This window comes from Qipengyuania vesicularis (genome assembly GCF_019711415.1).
Lineage (GTDB): Bacteria > Pseudomonadota > Alphaproteobacteria > Sphingomonadales > Sphingomonadaceae > Qipengyuania > Qipengyuania vesicularis.
On record NZ_JAIGNJ010000001.1, the window covers coordinates 220,527 to 245,274 of the forward strand.

Below are 24,748 nucleotides of genomic sequence, written 5' to 3' on the forward strand. Positions count from 1 at the left end.
GCGCAGGGCACGCCGCGTGGCATGATGGTGCCTGAGAGGAGTGCCCCCAATGACCGCAGAGCCGAAGCTCAGTTTCGACCAGTTCATTCGTCACTGGGCCAAAGAGCGTCCCGACGGGGTGGCGCTGGAGCAGGATGGCGAAGTCCTGACCTTCGGCGAATTCGAAGCGCGGAGCGGGCAGATCGTCGCCATGCTGCAAGCCCACGGAGTTGGGAAGGGCGACCGAATCGCATGGCTTGGCAAGAATGCGCGCCTCTATTTCGAGATTTTCTATTCGGCCGCCCGGCTTGGTGTCGCCACCGTACCGATTGGCTGGCGACTCGCTGCACCCGAAATCGCCTATATCCTCGGCGACACCGGCGCGAAGCTGCTGTTCGTCGGCGAGGGGCTGGAGGAACTTGCGGCCAGGTCCTGCGACCAGATGGATCAGGCCCCCGAGGTGATTTCAACTGCCGCTGCGCAGGCTGCCATCGCTGCGGCTAGCGCCAGTGATTTCGAACCTGCAGGGCCGGATGATGCCGTTCTCCAGCTCTACACTTCGGGCACCACCGGAAATCCCAAGGGCGCGGTGCTGACCAACCGCAACTTGTTCTCGCTCCGCCTCCCCAGCGAGGAGGCAGGGCAGCCATGGTCGCACTTCACCGAGGACGAGGCGATCCTCGTCTGCATGCCATGCGCACATATCGGCGGGACGGGTCTCGGCATCATGGCCATGGGCAGCGGCATTCGCGCCATCGTGCAGGCTGAATTCACGCCCGATGGCGTTCTCGATGCTTTCGAGCAGGGCATCACGCGTCTATTCATCGTGCCAGCGGCCTTGCAGATGGTGGTCCAGCATCCCCGCGCGAAATTTACTGACATGTCGGCCATCAAATATGTGATGTACGGCGCCGCGCCGATCCCACTCGACCTGTTGCGCGAGGCGGTGAAGACCATTCCCGATGCCGGCTTCATCCAGTGCTACGGCATGACGGAAACGACGGGCACGATCGCGATCCTGCCGCCTGACGACCACGATCTCGAAGGGAACCAGCGGATGAAATCGGCGGGCAGGGCAGTGCCCGGCGCCGAGCTCAAGGTGATTGGAGAAGATGGCGAAGAACTGCCTCGCGGCGAAGTGGGCGAGCTGCTCTGCAAGAGCCCGTCCAACATGGCCTGCTACTGGAATCTTCCCGAAGCGACCGAAAGCTCGCTGGTCGATGGCTGGATGCACACGGGCGATGCCGCCTACATGGACGAGGATGGCTATGTTTTCATCCAGGACCGAATGAAGGACATGATCATCTCGGGCGGGGAGAACGTCTATCCTGCGCAGGTCGAAAGTGCGATCTACGGACATCCCGCTATCGCCGAAGTGGCGGTAATCGGAGTTCCCGACGATACGTGGGGCGAGGCCGTTAAGGCCTGCGTCGTCGCCAAGCCCGGACAAGAGATTGACGAGGGATCGATCATCGCCTGGACCAAGGAACGGCTAGCAGGTTTCAAGGTCCCCAAGAGCATAGACGTGATCGATGCCATGCCGCGCAACGCCAGTGGCAAGATCCTGCGCAAGGACCTTCGCGCACCTTATTGGGAGGGGCGTGAGAGGCAGGTGAATTGAAGCGCTACGCGCCCGCAACGGCGCGCAATTCCGATGCAATAGCGGAGGTGCTGGCGCGGGAATTGCCCGAAACCGGGCTGGTTCTCGAAATTGCCAGCGGGACGGGCGAGCACGCAGTTTTCATGGCGCGCCGCTTTCCCGGAATCGAGTGGCAGCCGAGTGATCCTGACATCGACGCGCTTCAATCGATCGCGTCCTGGACCGAAGAGGCAGGGTTCGAGAACCTGCGCCAACCGCTCGAACTCGATGTGCGCGAGCCGAATTGGCCAGTCCACCGCGCCGATGCAGTGGTGTGCATCAACATGATCCACATCAGCCCTTGGGCTGCCACAGAGGGGCTGTTTGCAGGTGCAAGCCGCTTGCTCGAAGCCGGCTCGCCCCTGATCACCTATGGCCCGTATTTTGAGGACGAGGTCGAAACGGCTCCTTCAAATCTCGCCTTCGACGAAAGCCTCAGGAGCCGCAATCCGGAGTGGGGCATCCGCAATGTCGCCGCGCTTGATGAGCTGGCGGACCGTACCGGCTTTGCCCGCAGTGCCCGCCATGAGATGCCCGCCAACAATCTGATGCTGGTATACCGCCGATAGCAAAACGCCCGCCGGTAAGGGCGGGCGCTTTCCTGTCGACTGACCGTGAGGTTAGTCGATCGCTTCTTCTCCGGCACGGCCGACGGACTGGACGTCCTCGCCGAATCCCTTGACGGTGTTACAGCCGGCCACCACCACCGACATCGTCAGAACCGAAAGAAGAACAGTGATTTTCTTGGTCATTTGAACCGATCCTTAGTTGATCGCTTCCTCACCGGCTTCACCGACCGATTCCACGTCTTCACCGAAGCCCTGCACGGTGTTGCAGGCGGTGGCAGCGAGGCTCATCGATGTAATTCCGAAAGCGATAAGTAGCTTCTTGATCATGGGTGTTCCTTCCCGAAGCGCCCGTTGGTGGCCTTCTGGAGGTTAACAACGCCTTGCTATAATCGCGGTTCCTTGGCGGGCAAGCCTCCATGTGGGCTTGGCGTTGGTGCCCGGTAGCACCATATGGCGCGCGCAATGCATGAATTCCTGACCTTCGCCAGCGATGCGGCCATCCTCGCCTTGTGGGGCGGAGGCTTCTTGCTGCTTGCCGGATTCGCGCTGTTGATGGAGCGAAGGCGGCTTAAGCGTGCCAGCCTGCACGGGGTCGGGTGGGTGCCGTGGACTGGGCTTTTCCTGACCTGCGTGGTGGTCGGCGGCGGCCTGCTGGCCGTCGCCGTACCGGGCATGTTGCAGGGCTAGTCTCTTAGAGACACGCTTCCAGATACGCTTGGTCGAAGCCGAACTGGCGGGCTTTTTCCAGCGTATAGGGACGCAGGCCGCTCGAGCGGAACTCGCCGAGGATCTTGCCGTCCTCGCTCTCGTCCAGATACTCGAACTTGAACAGGTTCTGCGTCACGATCACGTCGCCTTCCATGCCGATCACCTCGGTGATGTCGGTAGTACGGCGCGAACCGTCGCGAAGGCGCTTCACCTGCACGATGAGGTCGACCGATTCCGCGATCTGGCGCGAGATGGCTTCCTTCGGGATCTTGATGTCGCCCATCAGGATCATGTTTTCCATACGGCCGAGGCACTCACGCGGGCTGTTGGCGTGAAGCGTACACATCGAACCGTCGTGGCCCGTGTTCATGGCGGCGAGAAGGTCGAAACATTCCGCGCCACGGATTTCGCCCAAGATGATGCGGTCAGGACGCATACGCAGGGCGTTCTTCACGAGGTCGCCGATGGTGATGGCACCCTGGCCTTCAAGGTTCGGCGGACGCGTTTCCAGCGGCAGCCAGTGCGGCTGCTGCAGGCGAAGTTCGGCGGCATCCTCGATGGTGAGCACGCGCTCGCCCGGATCGATCATCTTCGACAGGGCGTTGAGCATGGTCGTCTTACCCGAACCCGTACCGCCCGAGATGACGATGTTCATGCGGCACGCGCCGGCAATCTTAAGCGCGGTACACATCTTCTCGCTCATCGAGCCGAAGCCCTGGAGCATGTCGAGCGTGATCGGCTTCTCGGAAAACTTACGAATCGAGATCGCGGTACCGCGCAGCGAAAGCGGCGGCACGATCACGTTCACACGCGAACCGTCCTTAAGACGGGCGTCGGCCAGCGGCGTGGTCTGGTCGACGCGGCGGCCGACCTGGTTCACGATGCGCTGGGCAATCTGGAATAGATGCGTCTCGTCGCGGAAACGGATCGGCGCGATCTGCAGCTTGCCCTTCTTTTCCACGTAGGTCTGGTCGGGGCCGTTGACCATGATGTCGGACACGTCGGGATCGTTCAGAAGCTCTTCGAGCGGGCCGAAGCCGAGCAACTCGTCGACCAGCACTTTCTCGAGCGCAAACTGTTCGCGGCGGTTCAGTGTGACCTTTAGTTCGGCCAGCACTTCCATGATGATCGGGCGGAATTCTTCCGACAGCTCATCCTTTGTCAGCGTAGCCGCTGCTTCGGGGTCGACGCGTTCGAGCAGGCGCGGGAGCACCTGTTCCTTGATTTTGTGGACGCTGGCCTCGAAGCCACCGACTTCAGACTCGCCCGAATGGGTTGCATTCATGCGATCCGAGAGGCGCTGCATCGCCTCGGCATTGGCCTCCGATCCGGTGCTTGGCGCAGAAGGTGCGTCCTGCGGGAGGGGCGGGAATTGCTCGCCACCCTTGCCTTCGGCTTTCTCGTCCTTCTCCGAGGAATCACCGCCACCCTGCATCGGGCGAGCTACACCAAATTGCGGACGAGCCCCGGCGCCCATACCCGCCGGTCCGTTTTTCCGCCCGAATGCACTCATTGCATAACCCCCGAGGTGATAAATTCGTGGCGCGCTCCACCTGCCCGAAAGACGGCGAAGTTCGCGTTTGCGTGTTTGGTGAATAAGAAGGAAACCTTGATTTTTTCCTAACCCGGCGCTTGATCCGGCTTCGCTTTGGCCCGAAGCGCAAGCTCTCCCGATTATCCCCGAAAAGAGACGACCTCAAACCATGCAGCCATCCGAACGAAGCGGCATCCTGATCGCTCTGTGTGGCTTTGCGCTACTCAGCGTCGGCGATGCAGTCATCAAGTCGATGGCTGGCGAATTCTCTCCCTTGGGCGTTGCGGCCATTCGCTTTGCTTTGGGGGCAGCGGGCTTGTCATTACTCTTGGGGCTGAACGAGGGAAGGGCGGCATTCCGTCCGCTCAATCCACGCCTGCAGGCAGTGCGGGGCATCTGCCTTGCGGCGGCGTCCCTGTGTTTCTTCTCAGCCATTTTCGTGATGCCGCTGGCCACGGCCATGGCGCTGGCCTTCGTGTCACCCGTGATCGTTGCCCTGCTGAGCGGACCGCTGCTTGGCGAGAAGGTTCGACCGGCGGTCTGGGTGGCGTCGATGATCGCGCTGTCGGGTGTCGTGCTGGTGCTGAGGCCGAATCTCGCGGAACTCGGCTGGGTTGCTTTGCTCCCGCTCCTCTCGGCCTTCTTCTTTGCATCGATGATCATCGCCAACCGCGCGAGCGCGGGGCAGGGCAGCGCCATGTCCATGCAGGTCTTCATGCAGATCGGGGCCATGCCCGTGCTCATCCTCGCCGCGACCGCAGGTCATTTCTCCGGCGTGGAGAGCTTGCGCCTGACCGTGCCCGACTGGACCATTGCGGCGCGCTGTGCGGTCGTTGCCGTCACGGCCAGCGCCGCCCACTGGCTCGCCTATATCGGGACGCAGCGCGCCGGTGCCGCAACCATCGCGCCCACCACCTATGTGCAGATGCTGGTAGCGACATTCATGGGCTGGTGGTGGTTCGGCGATGTTCCGGACCTGCTAACCCTGGTGGGGGCAGCGATCATTATTGGGGCAGGCCTGCTTTTGTGGTGGACGACGCCGAGGGAACCTGCATCCGCTGCTACCGATTGATCGCCTACGCCTTTGCGCTAAGGCTTCAGAGCGACTTACAAGGGATCGACAAGCATGTGCGGAATTATCGGTATCGTCGGCAAGGAATCGGTAGCAGACCGGCTGGTCGACGGTCTCAAACGCATGGAATATCGTGGTTATGACAGTGCAGGCATCTGCACCATCCACGATGGCGAGCTGGTTCGCCGCAGAGCGGAAGGTAAACTCGGCAACCTGGTCGCGGAGCTTGCCGAAAGCCCCGCGCCAGGCAAGATCGGTATCGCGCATACGCGCTGGGCGACACACGGTGCGCCCACGGCCAGCAATGCACACCCACACGCCACCGACCATGTCGCCCTGGTCCACAACGGCATCATCGAGAATTACAAGGAATTGCGCGCCGAGCTGACGGAGGATGGCCGCAAGCTTGAGAGCGACACGGACAGCGAGGTCGTCGCTCATCTCGTCTCGCGCAGGGTCGAGAGCGGCGAAAGCCCCGAAGAGGCGGTGGCCAATGTCCTGCCCCGCCTGCGAGGTGCCTTTGCGCTCGCCATGGTGTTTCGCGACCACCCTGAAATCGTAATCGGTGCACGGCGTGGGTCGCCCCTGGTGGTCGGATATGGCGAGGGTGAAACCTATCTCGGTTCGGATGCGTTGGCGCTCGCCCCGCTGACCCAGCAGATCTCCTATCTCGAAGAGGGCGACTGGGTCGTTGTCCGCCAGGATGGTGCCACTATCCGGGACGAGAACGGCGACGAAGTGACCCGCGAAGTCCGCACGTCAGGCGCATCCGCGGCCGCGGTCGAGAAGGGCAATTACCGCCACTTCATGCAGAAGGAGATCTTCGAGCAGCCGACCGTCGTCGCGCAGACGCTGGGCTCTTACCTGCGCCAGTCGGACAATTCGGTGGCGCTGCCGCAGTTCGATTTCGACATTTCAAGCATCAAACGCGTTACGATCGTCGCCTGCGGGACTTCGTTTTATGCAGGCATGGTGGCCAAATACTGGTTCGAACAGTTCGCCCGCGTTCCTGTCGATATCGATGTGGCTTCCGAATTCCGCTATCGCGAGCCGGTGCTTGAAGAGGGCGGACTTGCGCTGTTCATCTCGCAGAGCGGCGAGACAGCGGACACGCTGGCGGCGCTGCGTCACTGCAAGGAACACGGCCAGACCATCGGCGTCATCGTCAATGTGCCGACCAGCACGATGGCCCGCGAGGCAGACCTGCTGCTGCCGACACACGCTGGTCCGGAGATCGGTGTCGCCTCGACCAAGGCATTTACATGCCAACTCGCTGTCCTCGCAGCGCTGGCCGTGCACATGGCGGTCAAGAAGGGATTGATGAGCCGCGAGGAGGAGCAGGAAGTGGTTGCGCACCTGCTCGAGGCACCCGCTTGCCTCAATGCGGCGCTCGACCATGACGACGATATCGCAAGCATGGCGCACCTGATCGCCCCCGCACGCGACGTGCTCTACCTTGGTCGTGGTCCCGACTATCCTCTCGCCATGGAAGGTGCGCTGAAACTCAAGGAAATCAGCTATATACACGCGGAGGGCTATGCCAGCGGAGAGATGAAGCACGGCCCGATCGCGCTGATCGACGATGATGTGCCTGTGATTGTCCTCGCACCCTCGGGTCCGCTGTTCGAGAAGAGTATTTCGAACATGGAAGAAGTGCGCGCGCGCGGCGGACAGATCGTGCTCATCTCGGATGCGAAAGGCCTCGAAGAGGCTGGCGAGGGTTGCCTCGCCACGATCGAAATGCCGCGCGTCCACCCGCTGATCGCACCACTCGTATACGCCATTCCGGTGCAACTCCTCGCCTACCATGTCGCCTGCGTGAAGGGGACCGATGTGGATCAGCCTCGCAACCTTGCGAAGTCGGTTACGGTGGAGTGATGCGGATCGAGGGCGGCTGTCACTGCGGAGCCGTCCGTTTTGCGGCGAAGATCGAGCCGCCGGCGGAGCTTCTTGCCTGCAACTGTTCGATCTGCAGCATGACAGGCTTCCTGCACCTCTTCGTGCCGCATGCGGACTTCGAGTTGCTGCGCGGGGCGGATATGCTCTTGTCTTACCGTTTCGGCACGCGCAGCGCCGAGCATCTGTTTTGCTCGAGCTGCGGGATCAAGAGCTTCTACCAGCCCCGATCGCACCCGGATTGCTGGAGTGTCCATTGGCACTGTGTCGATGGACAAGAAGATATCGCACATGAAATCAGTCATTTCGATGGACGTAACTGGGAAGATGCACATTCCGGTTTGCAGGACTAGAAGTTCGTCCGGATCGGCTGCTCCCTTTACCCGTAAATAACCTTTCCCGCGTAATCCGCGAAGGGTGAGCGAGACGAAGATCGTGCCGTCCTTTGGAGACGCGCCGCTGACGATGCGGCAAATCGTCGGGTTGCAACAACCCGAGGGTCTCGATTTCGCTCGCGTATTCGGCAGGCAGTATGCACTCGTCACCCGACGCTCCGGGGTGAGGGTAATCATCAATATCTTCGCCGCACTCACGCTCGTCTGGTTCTGCTACCAGTCGGTCTCTGCCACGCTCCTGTCGGTCTGGGGAGTAGCCCTCGCTTTCACCGTAGGGTGCTCCTACTTTCTCGACCGCGTCATGCGGGATGCGGACGAACGTGATTTCACGTCAGACGAGATTCGCAATCACGCGATCGCGAGTGGACTCAAGGGCCTCGTCTGGTCGGCCGGTCTGTGCATCCTGGCCTTCTCCGGGGCTGGCACGCATCTCGCCGAGATGTGGGCAGTGCTCGCGTTCCTGATCCTGGCAAGCTCGGTCAGCCGTTACAGCGCGCCCCTCAGCACGATTGCCTTCTCGCTTACAATGACCGCCGGGGCTCTTGCTGCCGCCATCGGGACCTTCAACCACGGCCTCGCGGCCATCATGCTGGCTAGCGGCATCTTTGCCTGCTTTGGCGTGATCGAAACCGCTCGCATGTCCATCGGCGCACGGCTCGCCGAAATCGAGATGAACGAGAAGAGCGAAACCGTCTCGATGCTGCTGCGCGAATTCGAGGACGGTCAGGCAGACTGGTTGTGGCAGATCGATACCAAGCGCCGTCTCCACAACGTCAGCCCGCGGTTGGCATTCGCCCTGGGTCGGGAGTCCTCTCAGGTCGAGGGCAAGCCGCTCTTGCAGCTCATCTCCGGCGACAGCTGGAAGTCGGGCAACTTCCCCGCCAGCCTTCACGAGCTTGCCGATCGCCTGAAGGGCAAGGAGAGCTTCTCTAACCTTACCGTCAAGGCACTGGTCAACGGCCAGACACGCTGGTGGGAGCTGTCGGGCACGCCGACCTATGATGAAGACGGCAAATGGCTTGGTTTCCGCGGCGTGGGGTCCGACGTCACGACGCAGCGCGAGAGCAGCAAGAAGATCGAATACCTCGCGCGTTACGATACGCTAACGCAGCTGCCCAACCGCCTACAAATCAATGAATCGCTGTCTGCTGCGCTTACCTATGCCGATCAATGGCGCACGCGCTGCGCCCTGCTGATGATAGATCTGGATCGGTTCAAGGCGGTCAACGATTCCCTTGGCCACCTGGTCGGTGACAGGCTGCTGGCGCATGTCGCTTCGCGCCTTACGCCGCTCATGAACGAAGGCGAGATGTGTGGTCGCCTGGGCGGTGACGAATTTGCCGTGGTCATTCGCGATGCGAGCGATCGGCGCCGGGTCGACACGCTTGCCAAGGCGATCATCTCCTCGCTTTCCGCGCCCTATCACGTCGACAACCAGGTGCTCTATGTCGGAGCCAGCGTCGGTTCCTGCATCGGTCCACGTGACGGATCGAAAGTCGAGGAACTGCTGCGGAATGCAGACCTAGCGCTGTATCGCGCCAAGGACGAGGGCGGCGGAAGCCATTTCGAATACGAGCCCGCGCTTCATTCCAATGCGGAGGAACGGCGCGTGCTGGAATTTGCCTTGCGCCATGCGCTCGAGAAAAAAGAGTTCGTGCTGCACTATCAGCCGGTGGTGGATGCGCATACCGAAGAACTTGTCAGCTTTGAGGCGCTCGTCCGTTGGAACAGCGAAGAGCACGGCTTCGTCAGTCCTGGCAAGTTCATCCCGCTGGCAGAAGACACGCGCCTGATCGTGCCGATCGGCACCTGGGTGATGCAGGAAGCTTGCCGCGAAGCCGCGCGCAACTGGCCCGAACATGTGAAGGTCAACATCAACGTTTCGCCCGAACAGCTGGTCGAGCCGGACTTTGCCGGAACGGTGGTCCGGGCGCTGTCGCATAGCGGGCTCGACCCGCGCCGCCTCGAGATCGAAGTGACCGAGAGCATCTTCATGCGCGATGCCAATGTCGCGCGCAATGCGCTGGAGCAGTGCATGGCGCTGGGCTGCTCGGTCGCGCTGGACGACTTCGGCACGGGCTATTCTTCGCTGGGATACCTGCGCAAATTGAAGTTCACGACCATCAAGGTCGACCGGACCTTCGTCCAAGGTGCTGCACAAGACAGCCCGGAAAGCCTCGCGATCATTCGCGCAGTGGTGGCAATGGCGGATAGTCTCGGCATGACTACGACGGCAGAAGGCGTCGAGAATGATGACGAAGCAGAAATGATCCGCCGTCTCGGCTGCAACAAGATCCAGGGTTTCCACTTCGGCCGTCCGATGCCGGCCGAAGATGCTTGCAAGATCGTCGCCCGCGCCGGCTCGCGCAAACGCGCCTGAGCCGGATCAGGCGCTCGCGAGCGCCTTCATCGCACCTTCGAACAGGGCAATGCCATCCGTCCCGCCATGGGCGGCGTCGACCGCTCGCTCAGGGTGAGGCATCATGCCGAGCACATTACCCGACTTGTTCAGCACACCCGCGATATCGCGGCGCGAACCGTTGCAATTCTCGGTGTAACGGAAGGCAACGCGGCCATCGCCTTCGAGCCGGTCGAGCGTTTCCTCGTCGGCAAAATAGTTGCCGTCGTGATGCGCGACGGGGATCTGGATTTTCTGCCCCGCATCGTAGCCTTGGGTAAACAGGGACTGCGCATTCTCGACCTTGAGGCCGACAGTGCGGCAGATGAAATGCTGGCTGGCGTTGCGCATCAGTGCACCCGGAAGCAGCCGCGCTTCCGTCAAGACCTGGAACCCGTTGCAGACACCCAGGACCGGAACGCCGCGATCAGCGGCACGGATCACTTCGCGCATGATCGGGCTGTTCGCCGCCATCGCGCCCGAACGCAGGTAATCGCCATAGGAAAACCCGCCAGGCAGCGCGATGAAGTCGAGCCCCTCAGGCAGTTCGGCATCGCCGTGCCATACGCGCAGGGGTGCTGTCCCGGAAACCTGTTCGAGCGCCACCGCCATGTCGCGGTCGCAGTTCGAACCGGGGAAGGTGATGACAGCCGAACGGAACGCCATCAGCCCAGCTTCTCGATCTTGTAGTTCTCGATCACCGTGTTCGCGAGCAGCTTCTCGCACATTTCGGTCAGCGCTTCGTCACTCGTTTCGTCGGCCACGTCGAGCTCGACCGTGCGACCTATCCGCACATCGTCGACGCCCTTGAAGCCAAGCCCTTCCAGCGCATGGTGGACGGCGCGGCCTTGCGGGTCGAGCACGCCGGGCTTGAGGCTTACGAGAACGCGAATCTTCATGGGCGACCTTTCGGTTTGCTCAGGCTTGGTCTTGCGCCGCGCCTATGCCGTGTGAGGCGCGAGAGGGCAAGCGGCAGCGGAAAGTCGCGCGGGGACAGCGTGATAGCTTCCCTTGTCACATTTGGTCGATGTAACCACGATGCCACAATCCCGGAAATCCGCGCAGTTCTGCGGTCTTGCGACTCGAATTATGCGGCATTTCGGCTACAGGGGCCGCGTCAATTCACTCCCTCCATCCCACCAACCCGTGCCCAAGCAAAAGGCGTCGGGCCAAAAGGATTACAAATCCCATGATTGACCGCTCCCTTTCTCTCCGCCTCATCTCTGCCAGCACGCTGGCGCTCGCCTTTGCAAGCCCTGCATTGGCGCAGGACACCGTCGACAGTTCCGACAGCGAAGCCCCTGGCGCCGAACAGGCCGACGAAGGTGCTCTCGATGTCATCGTCGTGACCGCGAACCGCCGCGAGGAAAACCTCCAGACAGTTCCGATTTCGGCGGCCACGATTTCTGCAGACGCTGCGCAGACAATCTTCGATGCCGGTGCCGATGTCACTGCGCTTGCCGCGCGCGTGCCGGGTCTCTTCGTTGAGAGCTCGAATGGCCGTGCCGCCCCGCGCTTCTATATCCGCGGCCTCGGCAACACCGATTTCGACCTTGCTGCATCGCAGCCGGTTTCGGTCGTCATGGACGAGGTTGTCCTTGAAAACGTGACGCTCAAGAGCTTCCCGATCTTCGACGTTGAACGCATCGAAGTCCTGCGCGGACCGCAGGGCACGCTCTTTGGACGCAACACGCCGGCCGGTATCGTCAAGATCGACACCACCAAGCCGGGCGACGAATTCGCTGTGCGCGGTTCGGCAAGCTACGGCAGCTTCGGTTCGGTCGCGATCGATGGCGGCGTGACCGTCCCCGTGCTTCCCGGCATGCTCTCGGTTCGCCTCTCGGGCCTTTGGCAGCAACGCGATGACTGGGTGGACAATGGCTTCACCGGCGAGGAAGACGCGCTCGGCGCCTACAGCGACATCGCCGGCCGCGCGCAGGTGCTGTTCACCCCGACTGATCGCTTGTCGATCCTCGGCAGCTACTCGGTCCGCGATCTCGACGGTACTTCGACCCTGTTCCGCGCCAACATCCTCGGCCCCGGCAGCAACGATCTCAACGAGAACTACGATCGCGACACCGTGTTCTTCGACGCGGGCGCGGGTAACCAGGCCAAGTACACGGCGGAAATTTCGACCGTGAAGCTGGACTACGATTTCGACTTCGCAACGCTGACCAGCATATCGAGCTGGGCGGATAGCGAAGGCTCGAGCCGCGGCGATATCGACGGGGGCAACCTCGTCGACGGACCGGGTTTCATCCCATTTCCGTCAGATTCGCAGGACTCGATTGTTCTCGACCAGTTCACGCAGGAAATTCGCCTTGCTTCAGCCAGCGGCGGCCCGATCGAATGGCAGGTCGGCGGCTTCTACTTCAGCAGCGACTTCGACGTGACCACGGTCGGGTTCAACTTCCCGCCGCCCGTCACGGTCAACCACACCAATGACAGCTGGGCCCTGTTCGGCCAGGTCACGGGTGAAGTGACCGAAGCTCTCAAGCTGACCGGCGGCCTGCGTTACACCGAGGACGAGAAGGACTTCTTCGTTCGCGATGCTGCCGATCCGCAGGCTCGCTCGGTGTCGGACGAGCGTATCAGCTGGGACCTGGCTGCATTCTACGAGCTGAGCGCCGATGCGAGCCTCTACGCCCGCGTCGCCAGCGGTTTCCGCGCTCCGACCATCCAGGGCCGTGACGTGGCCTTCTTCGCAGCGCCTTCGGTGGCCGACAGCGAGAAGATCATGAGCTACGAGGCGGGTCTGAAAACCGAACTGGCCGATCGCCGTGTTCGGTTCAACCTCGCCGGCTACTATTACACGATCGAGGATCCGCAGTTCTCCGCGATCGGCGGTGGCGGCAACTTTGTCCAGCTCGTCAATGCGAACAAGGGTCGCGGCTACGGCTTCGAACTGGATAGCGCATTCCAGATCACGCCCGACTTCCTTGTCACTGCGGGTGCGAGCTACAACAACACCAAGATCCAGGACGGCGACCTCGCGGTCGGTATCTGCGCGCAGTGCACCGTGCTCGATCCGGTGGTCGATATCGGCGGGACCGATCGCGCTCTCGTGGATGGCAACCCCTTCCCGAATGCGCCCGAGTGGATCGCCGACGTATCGGCCCGCTACGGCATCCCGTTCGGGGACGATGGCGAAGTGTTCTTCTACACCGACTGGACCTACCAGGGTGCGACGAACTTCTTCCTCTACGAGAGCCTGGAGTTCAACGCCGACAACCAGATCGAGGGCGGTCTCCGGATCGGCTATGCTGCCTATGACGACAGCGTCGAAGTGGCTGTTTTCGCTCGTAACATTACCGATGAGGATAATGTGAAGGGCGGCATCGACTTCAACAACAATACCGGCTTCGTGAACGATCCGCGCGTTATCGGTATCTCGGTCCGTTTCAACTACTGATCGGACGCAGTCCAGCTTAAGGGGCCGCGGGGGCAATCACCCCGCGGCCCCTTTTCTAAGCACGATGAACCTATTCCTTCTCCGCCAAGGAAGAGTGAACGACACGGATGCGCAGCGCCTGCGCTGGATCGAGATAGCGCTGGGCAGCCGCCTGCAACATCTCGACCGTCACACCCTTGTAGCGCGCCTCGATGCTACGCACCCGCTCCAGGCGATCTGCCTCGAGTTGCGCGGCATCGGCAACGCCCAGCCAGTAACCGTTGTTTTTGCGCTGCTGGATGATCTGTTCGAGCAGCGGCTTGCGCGCACGGTCCAGCAAATCGTCATCGATCTGACCTGAACGCAGGCTCTCTGCGATCTCGTCAATCACGCCGAAGACCTGTTCCGCCTGGCTGGGCTCGACGATGACCGATGTGGAGAAGGTTCCATAATCCTCGTAGATGTCCGACATCGAAGACCTGGCACCGGGGGAGTAGGACGCACCGAGCTCCTCGCGAATGATTTCCAGCATCTCCAGGCGCATGATCCGTGCAAGGAGTTGCAGGGTGGCTTCTTCCTGCGGATCGTCGTCATCGGTGGTCGGCCAATAGGCGAGTACCAGCGCCTGGTCGGGCGCACCCTCGTGATAGAGAACACGCTCGCTGCGGTCGTCGGAGAAGGCCGCTTCTCGGCGGTCCGTGAATTCCGACAAGGCTTCGGCGCGATCGGGCAGGGCTCCGAAGGTCGCCGCCACGGCATCGATGACGCCCTGCTCGTCGAATTCCCCAACCACCGCGATCTCTATCGGAGCGCTTGCGAACTGCTCGGCGATCAAGCGCCGCGCGCGCTCGGCGTCGACGGATTCGAGTTCCTCTTGCGTCGGAATGCCGAAGCGCAGGTTGCCACCCGTCACGATGCGCGACACCGCAAACTGCGCGACGGCCTGTGGCGTCGCGTCAAGCTGCGCCATGAAAGGAGGGACTACGGCGCGCCATTGGCTGATCATTTCGGGTCGCAGGCCGGGGTCGGTCACGAAGGCCGCGCTGAGCTGCATCTGTGCAGGAAGGTCCGCCATGGTGATCGCACCCGACATGGTGAACTGATCGTCATCGACCGAGAAGCCGTAGCGCAGGCTTCGACCCGCGAAGATCTGGCGCAGCTCATCGAAGCTATGCTGTCCAAGCCCGCCTTGTGCGCTGAGATTGGATAGCAGCAGTGCCTCCGAGATGTTCCCTGTAGGGAAAGCAAGCTGACCCGAACCCATTCGGATCGAAAATCGCAGGCGGTCGTCCTCGAAATCGGTCGGCTTCAGGTTGAGCCGGACGTTATTCGCAAAGCGGATGGTGCGGATGCCGAGGTCCTCGATCGTCTCGTCCATGACAATTGCAGAGGGTTCTCCCTGATCCGTATAGGCGAACTCGATCGCACCGGTGTCCTCCGGCGCGGCCACGGCGATCTTGCTCGACGTGTCGTAGGCAGCAAGGATCGTCGATTCTGCGTCGGCAATCTCTTCCTTGGTGGAAACGTGGATCAGCGGATCGCTGAGGCGGTAATGCCGGGCAAAGGCCGCGTTGATTGCTTCAAGCGTAAGCTCGGGCTTGATCAGTTTGAACACCTCCAGCAGCGTGCTGGGTTTCACGAAGAGGCGTTCGGCACGTGCGGTCGACAGGATACCTTCGGCCAACGCGCGGTTGGAACGTGTGCCCTGCTGGCTGGCCGCATCGCTCAGGCGTTTCTCGAGATTGGCCATCTGCTCGGCAAGTTCGCTGACAGTGAAGCCATGCTCAACTGCTCGCCGCCACTCCTGCTCGCCTGTGGTCAACGCCTGTTCCCATTCTCCTTCCTTCGCCTGCATGCGGATGGAAGCCTGGCGATAGATATCGAAATAGTCGGAAGAACTGACTGCACCGCTGATGATCGGAGCGTCTTCGCTGTTGGCAATCTTCTGGAGCCTGCGGTTGAGCATCCGGTTGCCGAGATCGACCAAGTAGTCCTGGCGCAATTGCGCAATGGTCGCCTCGCGCTCGCGATAGGGAGCGAAGCGGTCGATCGTGACGTAATACTGCACGTCCGGATCCACGAAATTGCCTGCTGCCGGCCCGCGTTCGAGGTCGATCAGGCCCTTCTTCACCCGCTCGATAGGTTGTTCTGGCGCCTGCCAGCTGGCGAATCTCTCGACGATCTTGGCCTCGATCTCGTCGGGATCAATGTCGCCGACGAAGACGAGCGTGGCATTGTCGGGGCGATAGTAGCGGCGATAGAGATCGCGAACCACCGACCCAGGCGCGGCGTCGATATTCTCAACCGTCCCGTCGGCTCGGAAACGCTGCGCATAAAGCGTGTCGGGCGATACGAACTTGAAGTAGTCCTTGAAGCGCCGAATGGTGAAATTGTTGCGCGTGCGGGTCTCCGACTGGATGATTCCGCGCTCACGGTCGACAGCCTCGTCCGTAATGGTGAGTTCCGACGCCGTCTCGCGCATCAGCATCAGCGCTGTGTCGACCAGTTCTTCATCTACCCGTGGGAGGTCGAGCTTGTAGATCGTGTCTTCGAACCCAGTTGAAGCGTTGGTGTCTGCGCCGAATGCAAGCCCCAGCCGTTCGAGAAGCTTGACCATCTCGCCTTCGGGGATGTTGGTCGAGCCGTTGAACGCCATGTGTTCGACAAGATGGGCGAGGCCCAGCTCATTGTCGCGTTCGTCGATCCAGCCCACGTCGAAACCGAAGCGGACGACCGCAGTATCTTCCGGCGTCTCATTCCTGAGGATGGCGTATTTCATCCCGTTCTCGAGCACGCCGAAGCGCACATCAGCGTCGGCCGGTACATCGTAGATGGGGATGCCCCATGGCGTTTCGCCATTCTGTGTCGTCGATGTGACTGCCGCTTCATCCTGGGCCGAGGCCAGGTAGGGCATGCCGAGCGCCAGCAGGGGCAGGACGGCAAGGAGGTGGGTGATGTGTTTGCGTTTCATTCGTGCGTCCCCAACCGGTATCGCGAGGTTGCGACCCGTGCTTTCCTGTTGTGGCTAGGTCAGCTTGGGACGGGTGCAAAGGAAGAATCCGTCAAATTCTGCGAATGAACCATAGAAACGGACGCAGGACATGCTTGTCTTCGAAAAACACGGCCTTAGGACAGGGGCGTGACCACGCTCGATCTCGTCTACAATCCCGTATCGGGCAGTTTTTCGCAGCAGCATCTGGACCGGCTTGTGTCTGCCCTCGAGGCGGAGAGGTTCACGGTCAACCCACAGCCCACACGAGCCGACGGCGTTACGCTGACCGACAGGGCGGAGCTTGTCTGTATCCATGGTGGAGACGGCACGCTGCGTGACGTTGTACGCGCTTTGGGCGACAGGGCGGGATACGTGCCGCTTTGCGTCGCGCCCTCGGGTACGATCAACCTGGTCGCTCGCGAACTCGATTATCCGCGCAAACCCAGGGAATTTGCCCGTAAGCTGGCACAGGCTTGGGCGAGGGGACCGGAGACTTGGGTGGTCGCCCCGCTATATCGGCTTGGCGAATTGCCGATCGTATCCTGCCTCTCCATTGGTCCCGACAGTCACGCAGTGGCGCGTGTCTCTGGCAAGCTGAAGAAACGCATCGGACGCTATGCCTATGTCGCGGCGATGATGCAGCAAATGCGCGAATGGCCTCGCCAGCCGATGACGGTTCGTGGCACCACGACCGACGGGATGAGGTTCGAAGAGGAGGCCGAAGCGGTCATTGTCTCGAACGCCGCCCTCTATGCAGGCCCATTCCGGCTGAGCCCGGAGGCAGCCCTGAACGCCGATTCAGTCGAGCTTATCACTGTGCAGCACGGTACGCGGCTGCGTATCATGGCGCTCAGCCTCGCTGCTATGCTCGGCCTCCCCGTCGAGCGCTTCGCCAAGGCCAGCGTCCGAAGCTGCAGACGCGTAGAATTCGACCGCTGCGTTACGCCGGTGCAGGTCGATGGCGACCACATGCCCGATTGCGCCTATGCCATAGCGCCCGCAGGAATCGCACTGCGTTACGTGGTCTGACTACTTCTTCGGCGGAGTGATCTTGTTGCGCAGGCGGCTGCGGTGGGCACTCATGTCGAGCACTTCGCCGGGGCCGTTGTCGTCACCCTGAAGCAGGCCGAGGCGTCGCGCGACCTCCTGATAAGCTTCGCTCTCACCGCCCATGTCGCGGCGGAAACGGTCCTTGTCGAGCTTCTCGCCCGTGTTGATGTCCCACAATCGGCAGCCGTCGGGGCTGATCTCGTCGGCCAGGATCGTGCGGCTGTAGTCGCCATCCCAGATGCGGCCGAATTCCAGCTTGAAGTCGACGAGGCGAATGTCGATCGCTGCAAACATGCCGCACAGGAAATCGTTGATGCGGATGGCCATGCTGGACATGTCCTGCATCTCTTCATGGCTGCACCAGTTGAAGCAGGCGATCTCTTCCTCGGAGACCTTCGGGTCGCCCAGCGCATCGTCCTTGAGGCAGTATTCGATCAGCGTGTGCGGCAGCAGCTCGCCTTCCTCGATGCCGAGCCGCTTCGAAAGCGAACCGGCAGCGACATTGCGCACCACTACTTCCAGCGGAATGATCTCGACCTGGCGCACCAGCTGCTCGCGCATGTTGAGGCGGCGGATGAAATGCGTCGGGATGCCGATGTGCGATAGGCGCGTGAAGACATATTCGCTGATGCGATTGTTGATCACGCCCTTGCCGTTGATCGTACCCTTCTTCTCGGCGTTGAAGGCAGTCGCGTCATCCTTGAAATACTGGATGATCGTGCCCGGTTCGGGGCCTTCGTAGAGGATCTTGGCCTTGCCTTCGTAGATCTGGCGGCGACGTGCCATCGGTGCATTCCTTCGCGCGAAAATACTGCGCCCCGGTAAGCGGAATCGAAGAGGATCCGCGCGGCCCGGGGCGTTTGGCTGGCGCTTACCGGAAGCGCCTCGCGAAAGCAATTGCGGCCATCGAACTGGCACGCGGCTTTGTAGGACCTTATTCGCTTTCCTACCGGGTAATTCGGTCAATATCTGCGGCGCTCCCACGAAAGACAGGAGCAAGCAACATGACCATTGTCGCATCGCGCGCCGCCGCCATCGGACAGGACTTCACCGGATCGGATATCATCGAAACCGCAGGCTACGCCTTCAAGGGAGATGGCGGGGAAGGGCGGTATTACCTGATCGAACCGAACAGCTACTCCGGCGCACCGAGCGATGCAGGGCCCGGTACGATCGAGTGCGCAAACGGCTGGTACCGTTTGATGGGCGCAACGCTCTACATCGAGCAATTCGGTGCCAGCTCGCGCGGCGCCAGCCAGGCGAGCAATGACGGGAGCACGGGCCTCGACAATGCGCCTGCCATCAACGCGGCCATTGCATTCGCCAAGGCGAACGGGGCTCATCGCGTTTCGGCGAGAGGGAAGGGGCGTTTCGGGATCGGACAGAAGATCGTCCTCGATGACCAGCGGTTGACCTTCGGCAACGGCATCTCTCCGCTCAGCCTCTCGCTCGTCGCGCTCGCAACCAACACCTTCGCGGCCGATGAGGGGATAGTCGAGCTAACCGAAAATCGCGCCTCGATCGATGGTGTCTGGCTGCGTGTCCCGGGAGGCGTCTACGATCCGGCGACTGACACGGGTCCGCACGTTTCGGGAATCAAGATCATCGGCAATGGCAAGACCATCTTCCACAACCGGATCTGGAACGTAGAGGTCGAGGGTGGGTACAAGGCCTTCGATGTCCAGGGCCTCGAAGGCGATTTCCGGAAGGCCCGCGCCTTCGGTCCTTACGCTTTCGGATATCACGTCACCGGGGACGACACCGAGTTCTCGCCAAGCTGCACCGCGGCAGACGGCGATGTCGGCTTTTACGGATCGGCAGGCGTCGAGGGGGCGCTGCATTGCGTACGCAACCGCATCAACTTCCATATCGCCGGCGGCCTTCCCAATCGGCTGTTCTGCTTCGACGACACCCCGCTCGAAATCGGGATCTGGTGCGAGAACATGCGCGGCGGGCATTTGCTGACTTATCATGGCAAGGTCGGGCAACACGCCGATGCAGCCCCGATCGCGCACTACATCAAGCTGGAGCGCTGTCGCCACAACACGATCGAGAACGTCGGTGTCTATCGCGCAGAGGATGCGACGACACTAGCCGTTTCGGCTCCGGCCTATTTCCTCGACATTCCGGGTGAATGGGTCGGGGATCCCTGGACCAGCGTACGAAATCGCTTTCTCGGCTATCATCTGGAGGGTGTCGAGCTGGCGCAGGATGACGCCACGCTGCGTCGCGTGGCCCGCAATACCTTCCTCGGGTGCGAGGGCGCGCATGTCGCGCGTCTGGCAGGTGACAACCACCAGCTGACCGGTGCCGGTGAGGTGCTTGCAGCGGGCGGGACGACCAGTTTCGAGCGGCACCTGACGCGGCGACCTGGCGGAGCCTATCCGCAAGTGCTGCGCGTGCTCGGCCGGGCGCTGGTGTCGCGCAGTGCGACCGAAGACGCGCTTCTTGATATCTCGCTGCGCGTGCCGATCCTCGATAACACCTCGCCATTCTTCACTGGCAGCGCGAAGGTGACCGAACGAGAGCAGGTCGGAAGCGGGAATTTTGGCGTGACGGTGACCAATGTGACCTACCACGTCGCCGACAACCGGATCAGTTTCGACCTGACCGGCCCAGCAAATTTCGCGAGCAAGTGTGAGGTCGTTCTGACCGATGTCCTGTGCGACAACGGGGGCTTCTAAGCATGGCAAAGCGGGAGGGGTTGGCACCCCTCCTACCTAACGCACCGCTTGCGCTGATTCCTCCACTGCCGGAGCATGATCGTCCTTCAGCTTCTCGATCAGGCGTCCCAGCGTCGCGCGCTGTACGAGAACGCTGAACAAAACAGCGGCAAAGGTCGCGGCGAGGATGAAGTCGCGCGTTTCGCCTGGGGGGAGCGAGAGCGCCAAGGCGATGGAAATGCCACCGCGAAGGCCGCCCCACCACAAGACCCGGCCCGCACCCTTGTCCTGTAGCCGCGCCGCCGGGATGGTCTTGGTCGAGACGAAGATGCCAATGGCACGTGCCACAAGTGTGAGCGGGATGGCGAGCAAACCGAAGATCAGCACGTTTCCGCCAACCGTCAGCACAATCATCTCGAGGCCGATCAGCAGGAAGAGAACAGAATTGAGCAACTCGTCGAGCAATTCCCAGAACTTGAGCAGGTAATCGCGGGTAACGTCGCTCATCGCGTAGGTGACCCCGTGATTGCCGATGAGCAGCCCGGCCACGGCCATGGCAAGAGGGCCGGAAATGTGGAGTTGGCTGCACAATGCGTAGCCACCCATCACCACGGCGAGCGTAATCAGGACCTCGAGCGTATATTCGTCCATCCCTGCCAGCGCGCGATAGCCGAGATAACCCGTCACGAGCCCGACGAGAATGCCGCCGCCCGCCTCGAGCGCAAAGAGCTCTGCGCCTTCGATGAATGAGAATTCGTTGCCGCTCACTGCCGCACCGAGCAGGATGATGAACACGACGATCCCCACCCCGTCGTTGAACAGGCTTTCGCCCGCCACCGCGCTTTGCAGCGACTGCGGGACATTCTCCTCCTTGAGGACCCCGAGGACGGAGACTGGATCGGTCGGTGCAATGAGCGCACCGAAAACGAAGTACCAGATCGGCGCGAAAGCGAGCCCGATCATCGATCCTATGCCCCACATGGCGAGACCCACCAGCACGGTCGAAATAATCACCCCGACAGTCGAGAGCAGCAGCACCGGTAGCCAGGCGACCTTCAACCGGTCGAGATCGACATGCAGCGCGCCGGCGAAGAGCAGGAAGCTGAGCATCCCCTGGAGCAGGGTCTCGGTGAAATTCATCTGCTCGAGCGTATCGGCCACCCAATTGTCGAGCGTGATGCCGGGGACCAGCGCATCGACGATCATCAGCCCGATGGCGGCAATCGCGCCCATGACCGTCAGCCCGATGACATGCGGTAGCCGGACGAAATGATGGTTGAACCATCCTAGCAGGGCCGAGGCGACAACCAGCAAGGCGGCAATGTCGAAAGCGGAGAGCGCGCTAGCGGTTTCTTCGTGCATGGCCGCGAGCGATAGCGTGGGACAGGTGAATGGCCAAGCTTGCGTGTTCGCATCTGCTTGGGCAGCAACGATAATCGATGACAGGGCTCTATCATTATCGCCACTCGGGTCTGCTGGTCGCCTCGGAGCTAGAACTTCCCGAGTGGGCCGCCTTCGCCTGCAGCGAAGGCGAGCCGGATGTGCGCATCGTGATCTCGGACGATCCGTGCCCCGATTGCCCGGTCGATGGTAGCGTGGCGGTCGGTGAGACCCTTCGGTTCGCGATCGAGGGCATCGGCGGCTGGCAGGTCGAGTCCGGTCGCATCATCCGCCTTCATCCCGGGGTGACAAGCGATTTGCCCGAGCTCCGCCTGTTCACCCTCGGGAGTGCTTGGGGGGCGCTTGGCTATCAGCGCGGTTTCGCGATGTGGCACGGCAGCGCGGTCGAACGCGATGGACGCGCGATCTTGTTCTGCGGGGACAGCGGGGCCGGAAAAAGCACGATGGCCGCGGCCTTGTGTCAGGCAGGGGCGAAGCTGGTAGCGGACGATCTCAGCCGCATCGAGCCAGCGGCCGGTGGCGTGCTGATCCATCCCTCCTCTGCGCGAATCAAGCTGTGGCGCGAGGCGATCGACCACCTGGGATGGCAGGACCGAATCCTCCAGCGCGATTACTACCGTGACGACAAGTTCCACTGCTCTGCAAATGGGGCGCCTCCGACCGATACTCCCATTGCTGTGGCCGCCCTCGTGAGCCTGGAGGAGGGTGAAGCCACCTGGCTAGAGCGGTTACACGGCCGGGAAGCGCTTGGCGTTACCTTCAGGCAGACCATGTACCGACCGGAGATGGTCGACGCACTTGGCTTGTGGGGTGAACAGGGTGCGCTAGCTTCAAGGATTGTGGCCGATTGTCCGGCCTATCGCCTGATCCGTCCAAAATCTTACTCAACAATCGACGGCGTGTGCCGCGCTGTCGAACCGCTGTGGGGAGAATGAAAGGTAAAAGTGGTGCCCGGGGACGGATTCGAACCGCCGACACTGCGATTTTCAGTCGCATGCTCTACCAACTGAGCTACCCGGGCTAACCCTCGCTGCGGCCTCTCGTGGGGCTCGCCAGCGGTTGGAGTGCGCGCCTATGGCGAAGCCTAGCCGCCTTGGCAAGGGGCTATTTCAATCGTCCTGCGGCTTGACCACTTCCGCAGCGATTTCTTCGGGCAGGGCGGGTCGCCCCGGTACCGCGTAGCCATCACCAAACCACTGCGCGAGGTCGCGGTCCCGGCACCGCGTGGAGCAGAACGGCTTGTGCTCCTCGGTGCGTGGCTTCTTGCAGATAGGGCAGGGCTTATTCATGACCGACCACTTGGGCAGCAGCCGCCTCAATGGCAAGGCCGGGGTCGGTCTCTATCCGCAGGGGGCGTGCCGTCCGGCGCTCGACCTCCGCCATCCACTCTGGCTTGAGCTTGGCATTGAGCGCGGGATGAAGCGTCAGCAAGGTCGTGCCGACTCCCTCGACCATCTCGGCGCGGCGCAGCGCCATTCGCGCAGACATTCCCACCCGCGAGGTTGCAAAGCGATGCAGCAGTGAGGGACCTTCAAGTCGCGCGACCAGCTGCACGAAACCGAACCCGTTCATGGCCGTGCGTTCATGCGGCCAACCGTCCAGAGCATCTCCAAGCGCTGCGTCCACCGCCTTGCGGTCCGCCTTTGCCGCGAGCGTGGGGAAATCGATCCCGATCGACCCGCCAAGATCCAACAGGCGAAGCGCTGCAGCGATCGGGTCGACTGCGGCCATGGAGAGGGCACGGGAGTCAAGACTGCCGTCTATATCGATCAGCGTCATCGCGGGGGTGACAGCAAACAGCAACGAGCCTCCATTGAAGGCGACTTCGCCAGAGCTCGCCGCAGACCAAGCATCTTCCCATAGTCCGGGCGGGAAGCGATGAACCCTTCTTCCCGCATCAAAAACATCATCGACGGGGGCGGATGCCGATATGGGGCGAGCCGCCGCCAGCTTGAAACGTCCCCGTTCTGTCATCGCCGCACGGGATATGACGAGATCAAGCGTGCTTCCCTCGCCTACATCCCGCGGCAACTTGTCGACCAGCAGTTCGCGCCCATCCGGTGTTTCCGCTGTGCCACGCGTGCCATTCTTGGTTGTGAGTTTGGCAGAGATCGCTTGACCCGCATGGAATTCACCGGGCCAGCGACAGCGAGCACCAAGGATCTTTTCTCCATCGAGCAGTATCGCGCGGGTCTCGCCGATACCTTCCTCGATCAACCACTCAGGCAATGTCGAACCCCGCCGCCTTGAGCAGTGCGCGCGTTTCGTGGAGCGGGAGGCCGACCACTCCAGAATGGCTTCCCTGGATGCGGCTGATCAGTCCTTCCGCGATGCCCTGGATGGCATAGCCACCCGCTTTGCCCTCCCATTCGCCGCTGGCGATGTAGGCGTCGATTTCCTGTGTGGAGAGGCGCTTGAACAGGACCGCCGTCTCGTTCAGTCGCTCGCGCATACTTCCGTCGGGAGCACGCAAGGCTATGGCCGACAGCACGCGGTGACGGCGGCCTGACAGAAGTTCGAGGCACTTGCGCGCAGTTGCCTCGTCCTCGGCCTTGGGCAAGATACGTCGTCCGGCCGCGACAACCGTGTCACCTGCCAGAACGAAACCGCGATCGCTCGCTGCCGCTTCGGCTTTTTCGCGCGCCATTCGCTTTGCATAGTCGCGCGGTAACTCGCCCTTGGCCGGTGTCTCGTCGATATCGGCGGGAGCGACGGCGTCCGGCGTCAGCCCCAGACGCGCGATCAGCTCGCGGCGACGCGGACTTGCGGATGCGAGGATGAGAGTGGGCTTGCCCACCGCGTATTACTGCGGGCCGGGACCCTGGCCGGGTCCGCCACGTCCGGGCATGAAGCGGTAGGTGATGCGCGCCTTGGTCAGATCGTAAGGCGTTAGTTCGCAAAGCACCTCGTCGCCCACCAGCACGCGGATGCGGTTCTTGCGCATCTTGCCGGCCGTGTGACCGAGCACTTCGTGGCCGTTCTCGAGCTCGACGCGGAACATGGCGTTGGGCAGCAGTTCCACAACACGCCCGCGCATTTCGAGAAGTTCTTCCTTGGCCAT

At 61.8% G+C, this 24,748-nt stretch carries 23 protein-coding genes and 1 tRNA gene; 11 read left to right on the top strand and 13 right to left on the bottom strand.

The genetic code is table 11. The features are described from left to right. The first annotated feature begins 49 nt into the window (after positions 1-49). Together K3146_RS01115 and K3146_RS01120 are read left to right on the top strand one after the other, a co-directional pair. Positions 50-1,600, top strand: coding sequence for a fatty acid--CoA ligase (locus K3146_RS01115; protein ID WP_221544375.1), 1,551 nt, complete (start codon positions 50-52; stop codon positions 1,598-1,600). Beyond that, positions 1,597-2,187, top strand: coding sequence for a DUF938 domain-containing protein (locus K3146_RS01120; protein ID WP_221544376.1), 591 nt, complete (start codon positions 1,597-1,599; stop codon positions 2,185-2,187). Before K3146_RS01115 ends, K3146_RS01120 begins: the two co-directional genes overlap by 4 nt. Positions 2,188-2,238: 51 nt before the next feature. Here the strand turns inward: K3146_RS01120 and K3146_RS01125 are convergent, their stop codons facing one another. Both K3146_RS01125 and K3146_RS01130 read right to left on the bottom strand, forming a co-directional pair. Further along, a complete protein-coding gene (locus tag K3146_RS01125; RefSeq protein WP_221544377.1) occupies positions 2,239-2,370 on the bottom strand; it encodes an entericidin A/B family lipoprotein in 132 nt (43 codons plus the stop codon). 12 nt (positions 2,371-2,382) lie between these two features. Beyond that, entirely contained in the window at positions 2,383-2,514 is a 132-nt protein-coding gene (locus tag K3146_RS01130; protein WP_221544378.1) for an entericidin A/B family lipoprotein, read from the bottom strand. Between the two features lie 135 nt (positions 2,515-2,649). Between K3146_RS01130 and K3146_RS01135 the strand changes: the two genes are divergently transcribed. Next, complete coding sequence (locus K3146_RS01135; protein WP_247710974.1) at positions 2,650-2,874, top strand: hypothetical protein; 225 nt, start codon at positions 2,650-2,652, stop codon at positions 2,872-2,874. Between the two features lie 4 nt (positions 2,875-2,878). On the opposite strand, the gene K3146_RS01140 is transcribed toward K3146_RS01135, so the two are convergent. Beyond that, complete coding sequence (locus tag K3146_RS01140; RefSeq protein ID WP_221544380.1) at positions 2,879-4,408, bottom strand: TadA family conjugal transfer-associated ATPase; 1,530 nt, start codon at positions 4,406-4,408, stop codon at positions 2,879-2,881. Between the two features lie 190 nt (positions 4,409-4,598). Here K3146_RS01140 and K3146_RS01145 point away from each other — a divergent pair, with 190 nt between their 5' ends. From K3146_RS01145 to K3146_RS01160, 4 genes are all read left to right on the top strand, one after another. Then, positions 4,599-5,501, top strand: coding sequence for a DMT family transporter (locus K3146_RS01145; protein WP_221544381.1), 903 nt, complete (start codon positions 4,599-4,601; stop codon positions 5,499-5,501). A 54-nt stretch (positions 5,502-5,555) separates the two neighbouring features. Beyond that, positions 5,556-7,379 (top strand): glutamine--fructose-6-phosphate transaminase (isomerizing), encoded by a 1,824-nt coding sequence (gene glmS / locus K3146_RS01150; protein ID WP_221544382.1) that lies wholly within the window; start codon positions 5,556-5,558, stop codon positions 7,377-7,379. Then, on the top strand, positions 7,379-7,750 hold the full coding sequence (locus K3146_RS01155; protein WP_221544383.1) for a GFA family protein: 372 nt from the start codon (positions 7,379-7,381) through the stop codon (positions 7,748-7,750). Before glmS ends, K3146_RS01155 begins: the two co-directional genes overlap by 1 nt. A gap of 112 nt (positions 7,751-7,862) precedes the next feature. Next, positions 7,863-10,172, top strand: coding sequence for a putative bifunctional diguanylate cyclase/phosphodiesterase (locus tag K3146_RS01160; RefSeq protein ID WP_221545180.1), 2,310 nt, complete (start codon positions 7,863-7,865; stop codon positions 10,170-10,172). A gap of 6 nt (positions 10,173-10,178) precedes the next feature. Here K3146_RS01160 and purQ read toward each other — a convergent pair whose 3' ends face one another. Together purQ and purS are read right to left on the bottom strand one after the other, a co-directional pair. Then, a complete protein-coding gene (gene purQ, locus K3146_RS01165; RefSeq protein ID WP_221544384.1) occupies positions 10,179-10,856 on the bottom strand; it encodes a phosphoribosylformylglycinamidine synthase subunit PurQ in 678 nt (225 codons plus the stop codon). Next, the gene (gene purS / locus K3146_RS01170; RefSeq protein WP_221544385.1) at positions 10,856-11,089 is read right to left on the bottom strand and encodes a phosphoribosylformylglycinamidine synthase subunit PurS; all 234 of its coding nucleotides are present in this window, start codon (positions 11,087-11,089) and stop codon (positions 10,856-10,858) included. Before purS ends, purQ begins: the two co-directional genes overlap by 1 nt. Positions 11,090-11,379: 290 nt before the next feature. Between purS and K3146_RS01175 the strand changes: the two genes are divergently transcribed. Further along, positions 11,380-13,602, top strand: a complete 2,223-nt coding sequence (locus tag K3146_RS01175) for a TonB-dependent receptor (RefSeq protein ID WP_221544386.1) — start codon at positions 11,380-11,382, stop codon at positions 13,600-13,602. 70 nt (positions 13,603-13,672) lie between these two features. Here K3146_RS01175 and K3146_RS01180 read toward each other — a convergent pair whose 3' ends face one another. Then, positions 13,673-16,552, bottom strand: a complete 2,880-nt coding sequence (locus K3146_RS01180; protein WP_221544387.1) for a M16 family metallopeptidase — start codon at positions 16,550-16,552, stop codon at positions 13,673-13,675. A gap of 168 nt (positions 16,553-16,720) precedes the next feature. Between K3146_RS01180 and K3146_RS13600 the strand changes: the two genes are divergently transcribed. Beyond that, entirely contained in the window at positions 16,721-17,602 is an 882-nt protein-coding gene (locus K3146_RS13600) for a diacylglycerol/lipid kinase family protein (RefSeq protein WP_221544388.1), read from the top strand. Here the strand turns inward: K3146_RS13600 and purC are convergent, their stop codons facing one another. Next, positions 17,603-18,409, bottom strand: coding sequence for a phosphoribosylaminoimidazolesuccinocarboxamide synthase (gene purC, locus K3146_RS01190; protein WP_221544389.1), 807 nt, complete (start codon positions 18,407-18,409; stop codon positions 17,603-17,605). It abuts the gene before it with no gap. 218 nt (positions 18,410-18,627) lie between these two features. Between purC and K3146_RS01195 the strand changes: the two genes are divergently transcribed. Further along, positions 18,628-20,307 (top strand): hypothetical protein, encoded by a 1,680-nt coding sequence (locus K3146_RS01195; RefSeq protein ID WP_221544390.1) that lies wholly within the window; start codon positions 18,628-18,630, stop codon positions 20,305-20,307. Between the two features lie 36 nt (positions 20,308-20,343). Here the strand turns inward: K3146_RS01195 and K3146_RS01200 are convergent, their stop codons facing one another. Further along, on the bottom strand, positions 20,344-21,648 hold the full coding sequence (locus K3146_RS01200) for a cation:proton antiporter (protein ID WP_221544391.1): 1,305 nt from the start codon (positions 21,646-21,648) through the stop codon (positions 20,344-20,346). Between the two features lie 77 nt (positions 21,649-21,725). Between K3146_RS01200 and K3146_RS01205 the strand changes: the two genes are divergently transcribed. Then, complete coding sequence (locus K3146_RS01205; protein WP_221544392.1) at positions 21,726-22,622, top strand: HPr kinase/phosphorylase; 897 nt, start codon at positions 21,726-21,728, stop codon at positions 22,620-22,622. A 10-nt stretch (positions 22,623-22,632) separates the two neighbouring features. Here the strand turns inward: K3146_RS01205 and K3146_RS01210 are convergent. The 5 genes from K3146_RS01210 to infA all read right to left on the bottom strand — a co-directional run bounded on the left by K3146_RS01210 (position 22,633) and on the right by infA (position 24,748). After that, positions 22,633-22,708: transfer RNA gene (locus tag K3146_RS01210), tRNA-Phe, on the bottom strand. 88 nt (positions 22,709-22,796) lie between these two features. Further along, on the bottom strand, positions 22,797-22,976 hold the full coding sequence (gene yacG / locus K3146_RS01215) for a DNA gyrase inhibitor YacG (protein ID WP_040965656.1): 180 nt from the start codon (positions 22,974-22,976) through the stop codon (positions 22,797-22,799). After that, the gene (locus K3146_RS01220) at positions 22,969-23,916 is read right to left on the bottom strand and encodes a ribonuclease E/G (protein ID WP_221544393.1); all 948 of its coding nucleotides are present in this window, start codon (positions 23,914-23,916) and stop codon (positions 22,969-22,971) included. Before K3146_RS01220 ends, yacG begins: the two co-directional genes overlap by 8 nt. Next, positions 23,909-24,484, bottom strand: a complete 576-nt coding sequence (locus K3146_RS01225; protein WP_221544394.1) for a Maf family protein — start codon at positions 24,482-24,484, stop codon at positions 23,909-23,911. The genes K3146_RS01220 and K3146_RS01225 overlap by 8 nt, the downstream gene beginning before the upstream one ends. 6 nt (positions 24,485-24,490) lie before the next feature. Continuing rightward, positions 24,491-24,748 carry a translation initiation factor IF-1 gene (gene infA, locus K3146_RS01230; protein WP_006833527.1) on the bottom strand — a complete coding sequence of 86 codons (258 nt, stop codon included), beginning with the start codon at positions 24,746-24,748 and terminating at the stop codon, positions 24,491-24,493.

Excerpts from the sequence above, each read along its gene's own strand:
- K3146_RS01115 (WP_221544375.1), top strand. The coding sequence starts at position 50 with ATGACCGCAGAGCCGAAGCTCAGTTTCGACCAGTTCATTCGTCACTGG.
- K3146_RS01125 (WP_221544377.1), bottom strand. The coding sequence starts at position 2,370 with ATGACCAAGAAAATCACTGTTCTTCTTTCGGTTCTGACGATGTCGGTG.
- K3146_RS01130 (WP_221544378.1), bottom strand. The coding sequence starts at position 2,514 with ATGATCAAGAAGCTACTTATCGCTTTCGGAATTACATCGATGAGCCTC.
- K3146_RS01135 (WP_247710974.1), top strand. The coding sequence starts at position 2,650 with ATGCATGAATTCCTGACCTTCGCCAGCGATGCGGCCATCCTCGCCTTG.
- K3146_RS01140 (WP_221544380.1), bottom strand. The coding sequence starts at position 4,408 with ATGAGTGCATTCGGGCGGAAAAACGGACCGGCGGGTATGGGCGCCGGG.
- K3146_RS01145 (WP_221544381.1), top strand. The coding sequence starts at position 4,599 with ATGCAGCCATCCGAACGAAGCGGCATCCTGATCGCTCTGTGTGGCTTT.
- glmS (WP_221544382.1), top strand. The coding sequence starts at position 5,556 with ATGTGCGGAATTATCGGTATCGTCGGCAAGGAATCGGTAGCAGACCGG.
- K3146_RS01155 (WP_221544383.1), top strand. The coding sequence starts at position 7,379 with ATGCGGATCGAGGGCGGCTGTCACTGCGGAGCCGTCCGTTTTGCGGCG.
- K3146_RS01160 (WP_221545180.1), top strand. The coding sequence starts at position 7,863 with ATGCGGCAAATCGTCGGGTTGCAACAACCCGAGGGTCTCGATTTCGCT.
- purQ (WP_221544384.1), bottom strand. The coding sequence starts at position 10,856 with ATGGCGTTCCGTTCGGCTGTCATCACCTTCCCCGGTTCGAACTGCGAC.
- purS (WP_221544385.1), bottom strand. The coding sequence starts at position 11,089 with ATGAAGATTCGCGTTCTCGTAAGCCTCAAGCCCGGCGTGCTCGACCCG.
- K3146_RS01175 (WP_221544386.1), top strand. The coding sequence starts at position 11,380 with ATGATTGACCGCTCCCTTTCTCTCCGCCTCATCTCTGCCAGCACGCTG.
- K3146_RS01180 (WP_221544387.1), bottom strand. The coding sequence starts at position 16,552 with ATGAAACGCAAACACATCACCCACCTCCTTGCCGTCCTGCCCCTGCTG.
- purC (WP_221544389.1), bottom strand. The coding sequence starts at position 18,409 with ATGGCACGTCGCCGCCAGATCTACGAAGGCAAGGCCAAGATCCTCTAC.
- K3146_RS01195 (WP_221544390.1), top strand. The coding sequence starts at position 18,628 with ATGACCATTGTCGCATCGCGCGCCGCCGCCATCGGACAGGACTTCACC.
- K3146_RS01200 (WP_221544391.1), bottom strand. The coding sequence starts at position 21,648 with ATGCACGAAGAAACCGCTAGCGCGCTCTCCGCTTTCGACATTGCCGCC.
- K3146_RS01205 (WP_221544392.1), top strand. The coding sequence starts at position 21,726 with ATGACAGGGCTCTATCATTATCGCCACTCGGGTCTGCTGGTCGCCTCG.
- yacG (WP_040965656.1), bottom strand. The coding sequence starts at position 22,976 with ATGAATAAGCCCTGCCCTATCTGCAAGAAGCCACGCACCGAGGAGCAC.
- infA (WP_006833527.1), bottom strand. The coding sequence starts at position 24,748 with ATGGCCAAGGAAGAACTTCTCGAAATGCGCGGGCGTGTTGTGGAACTG.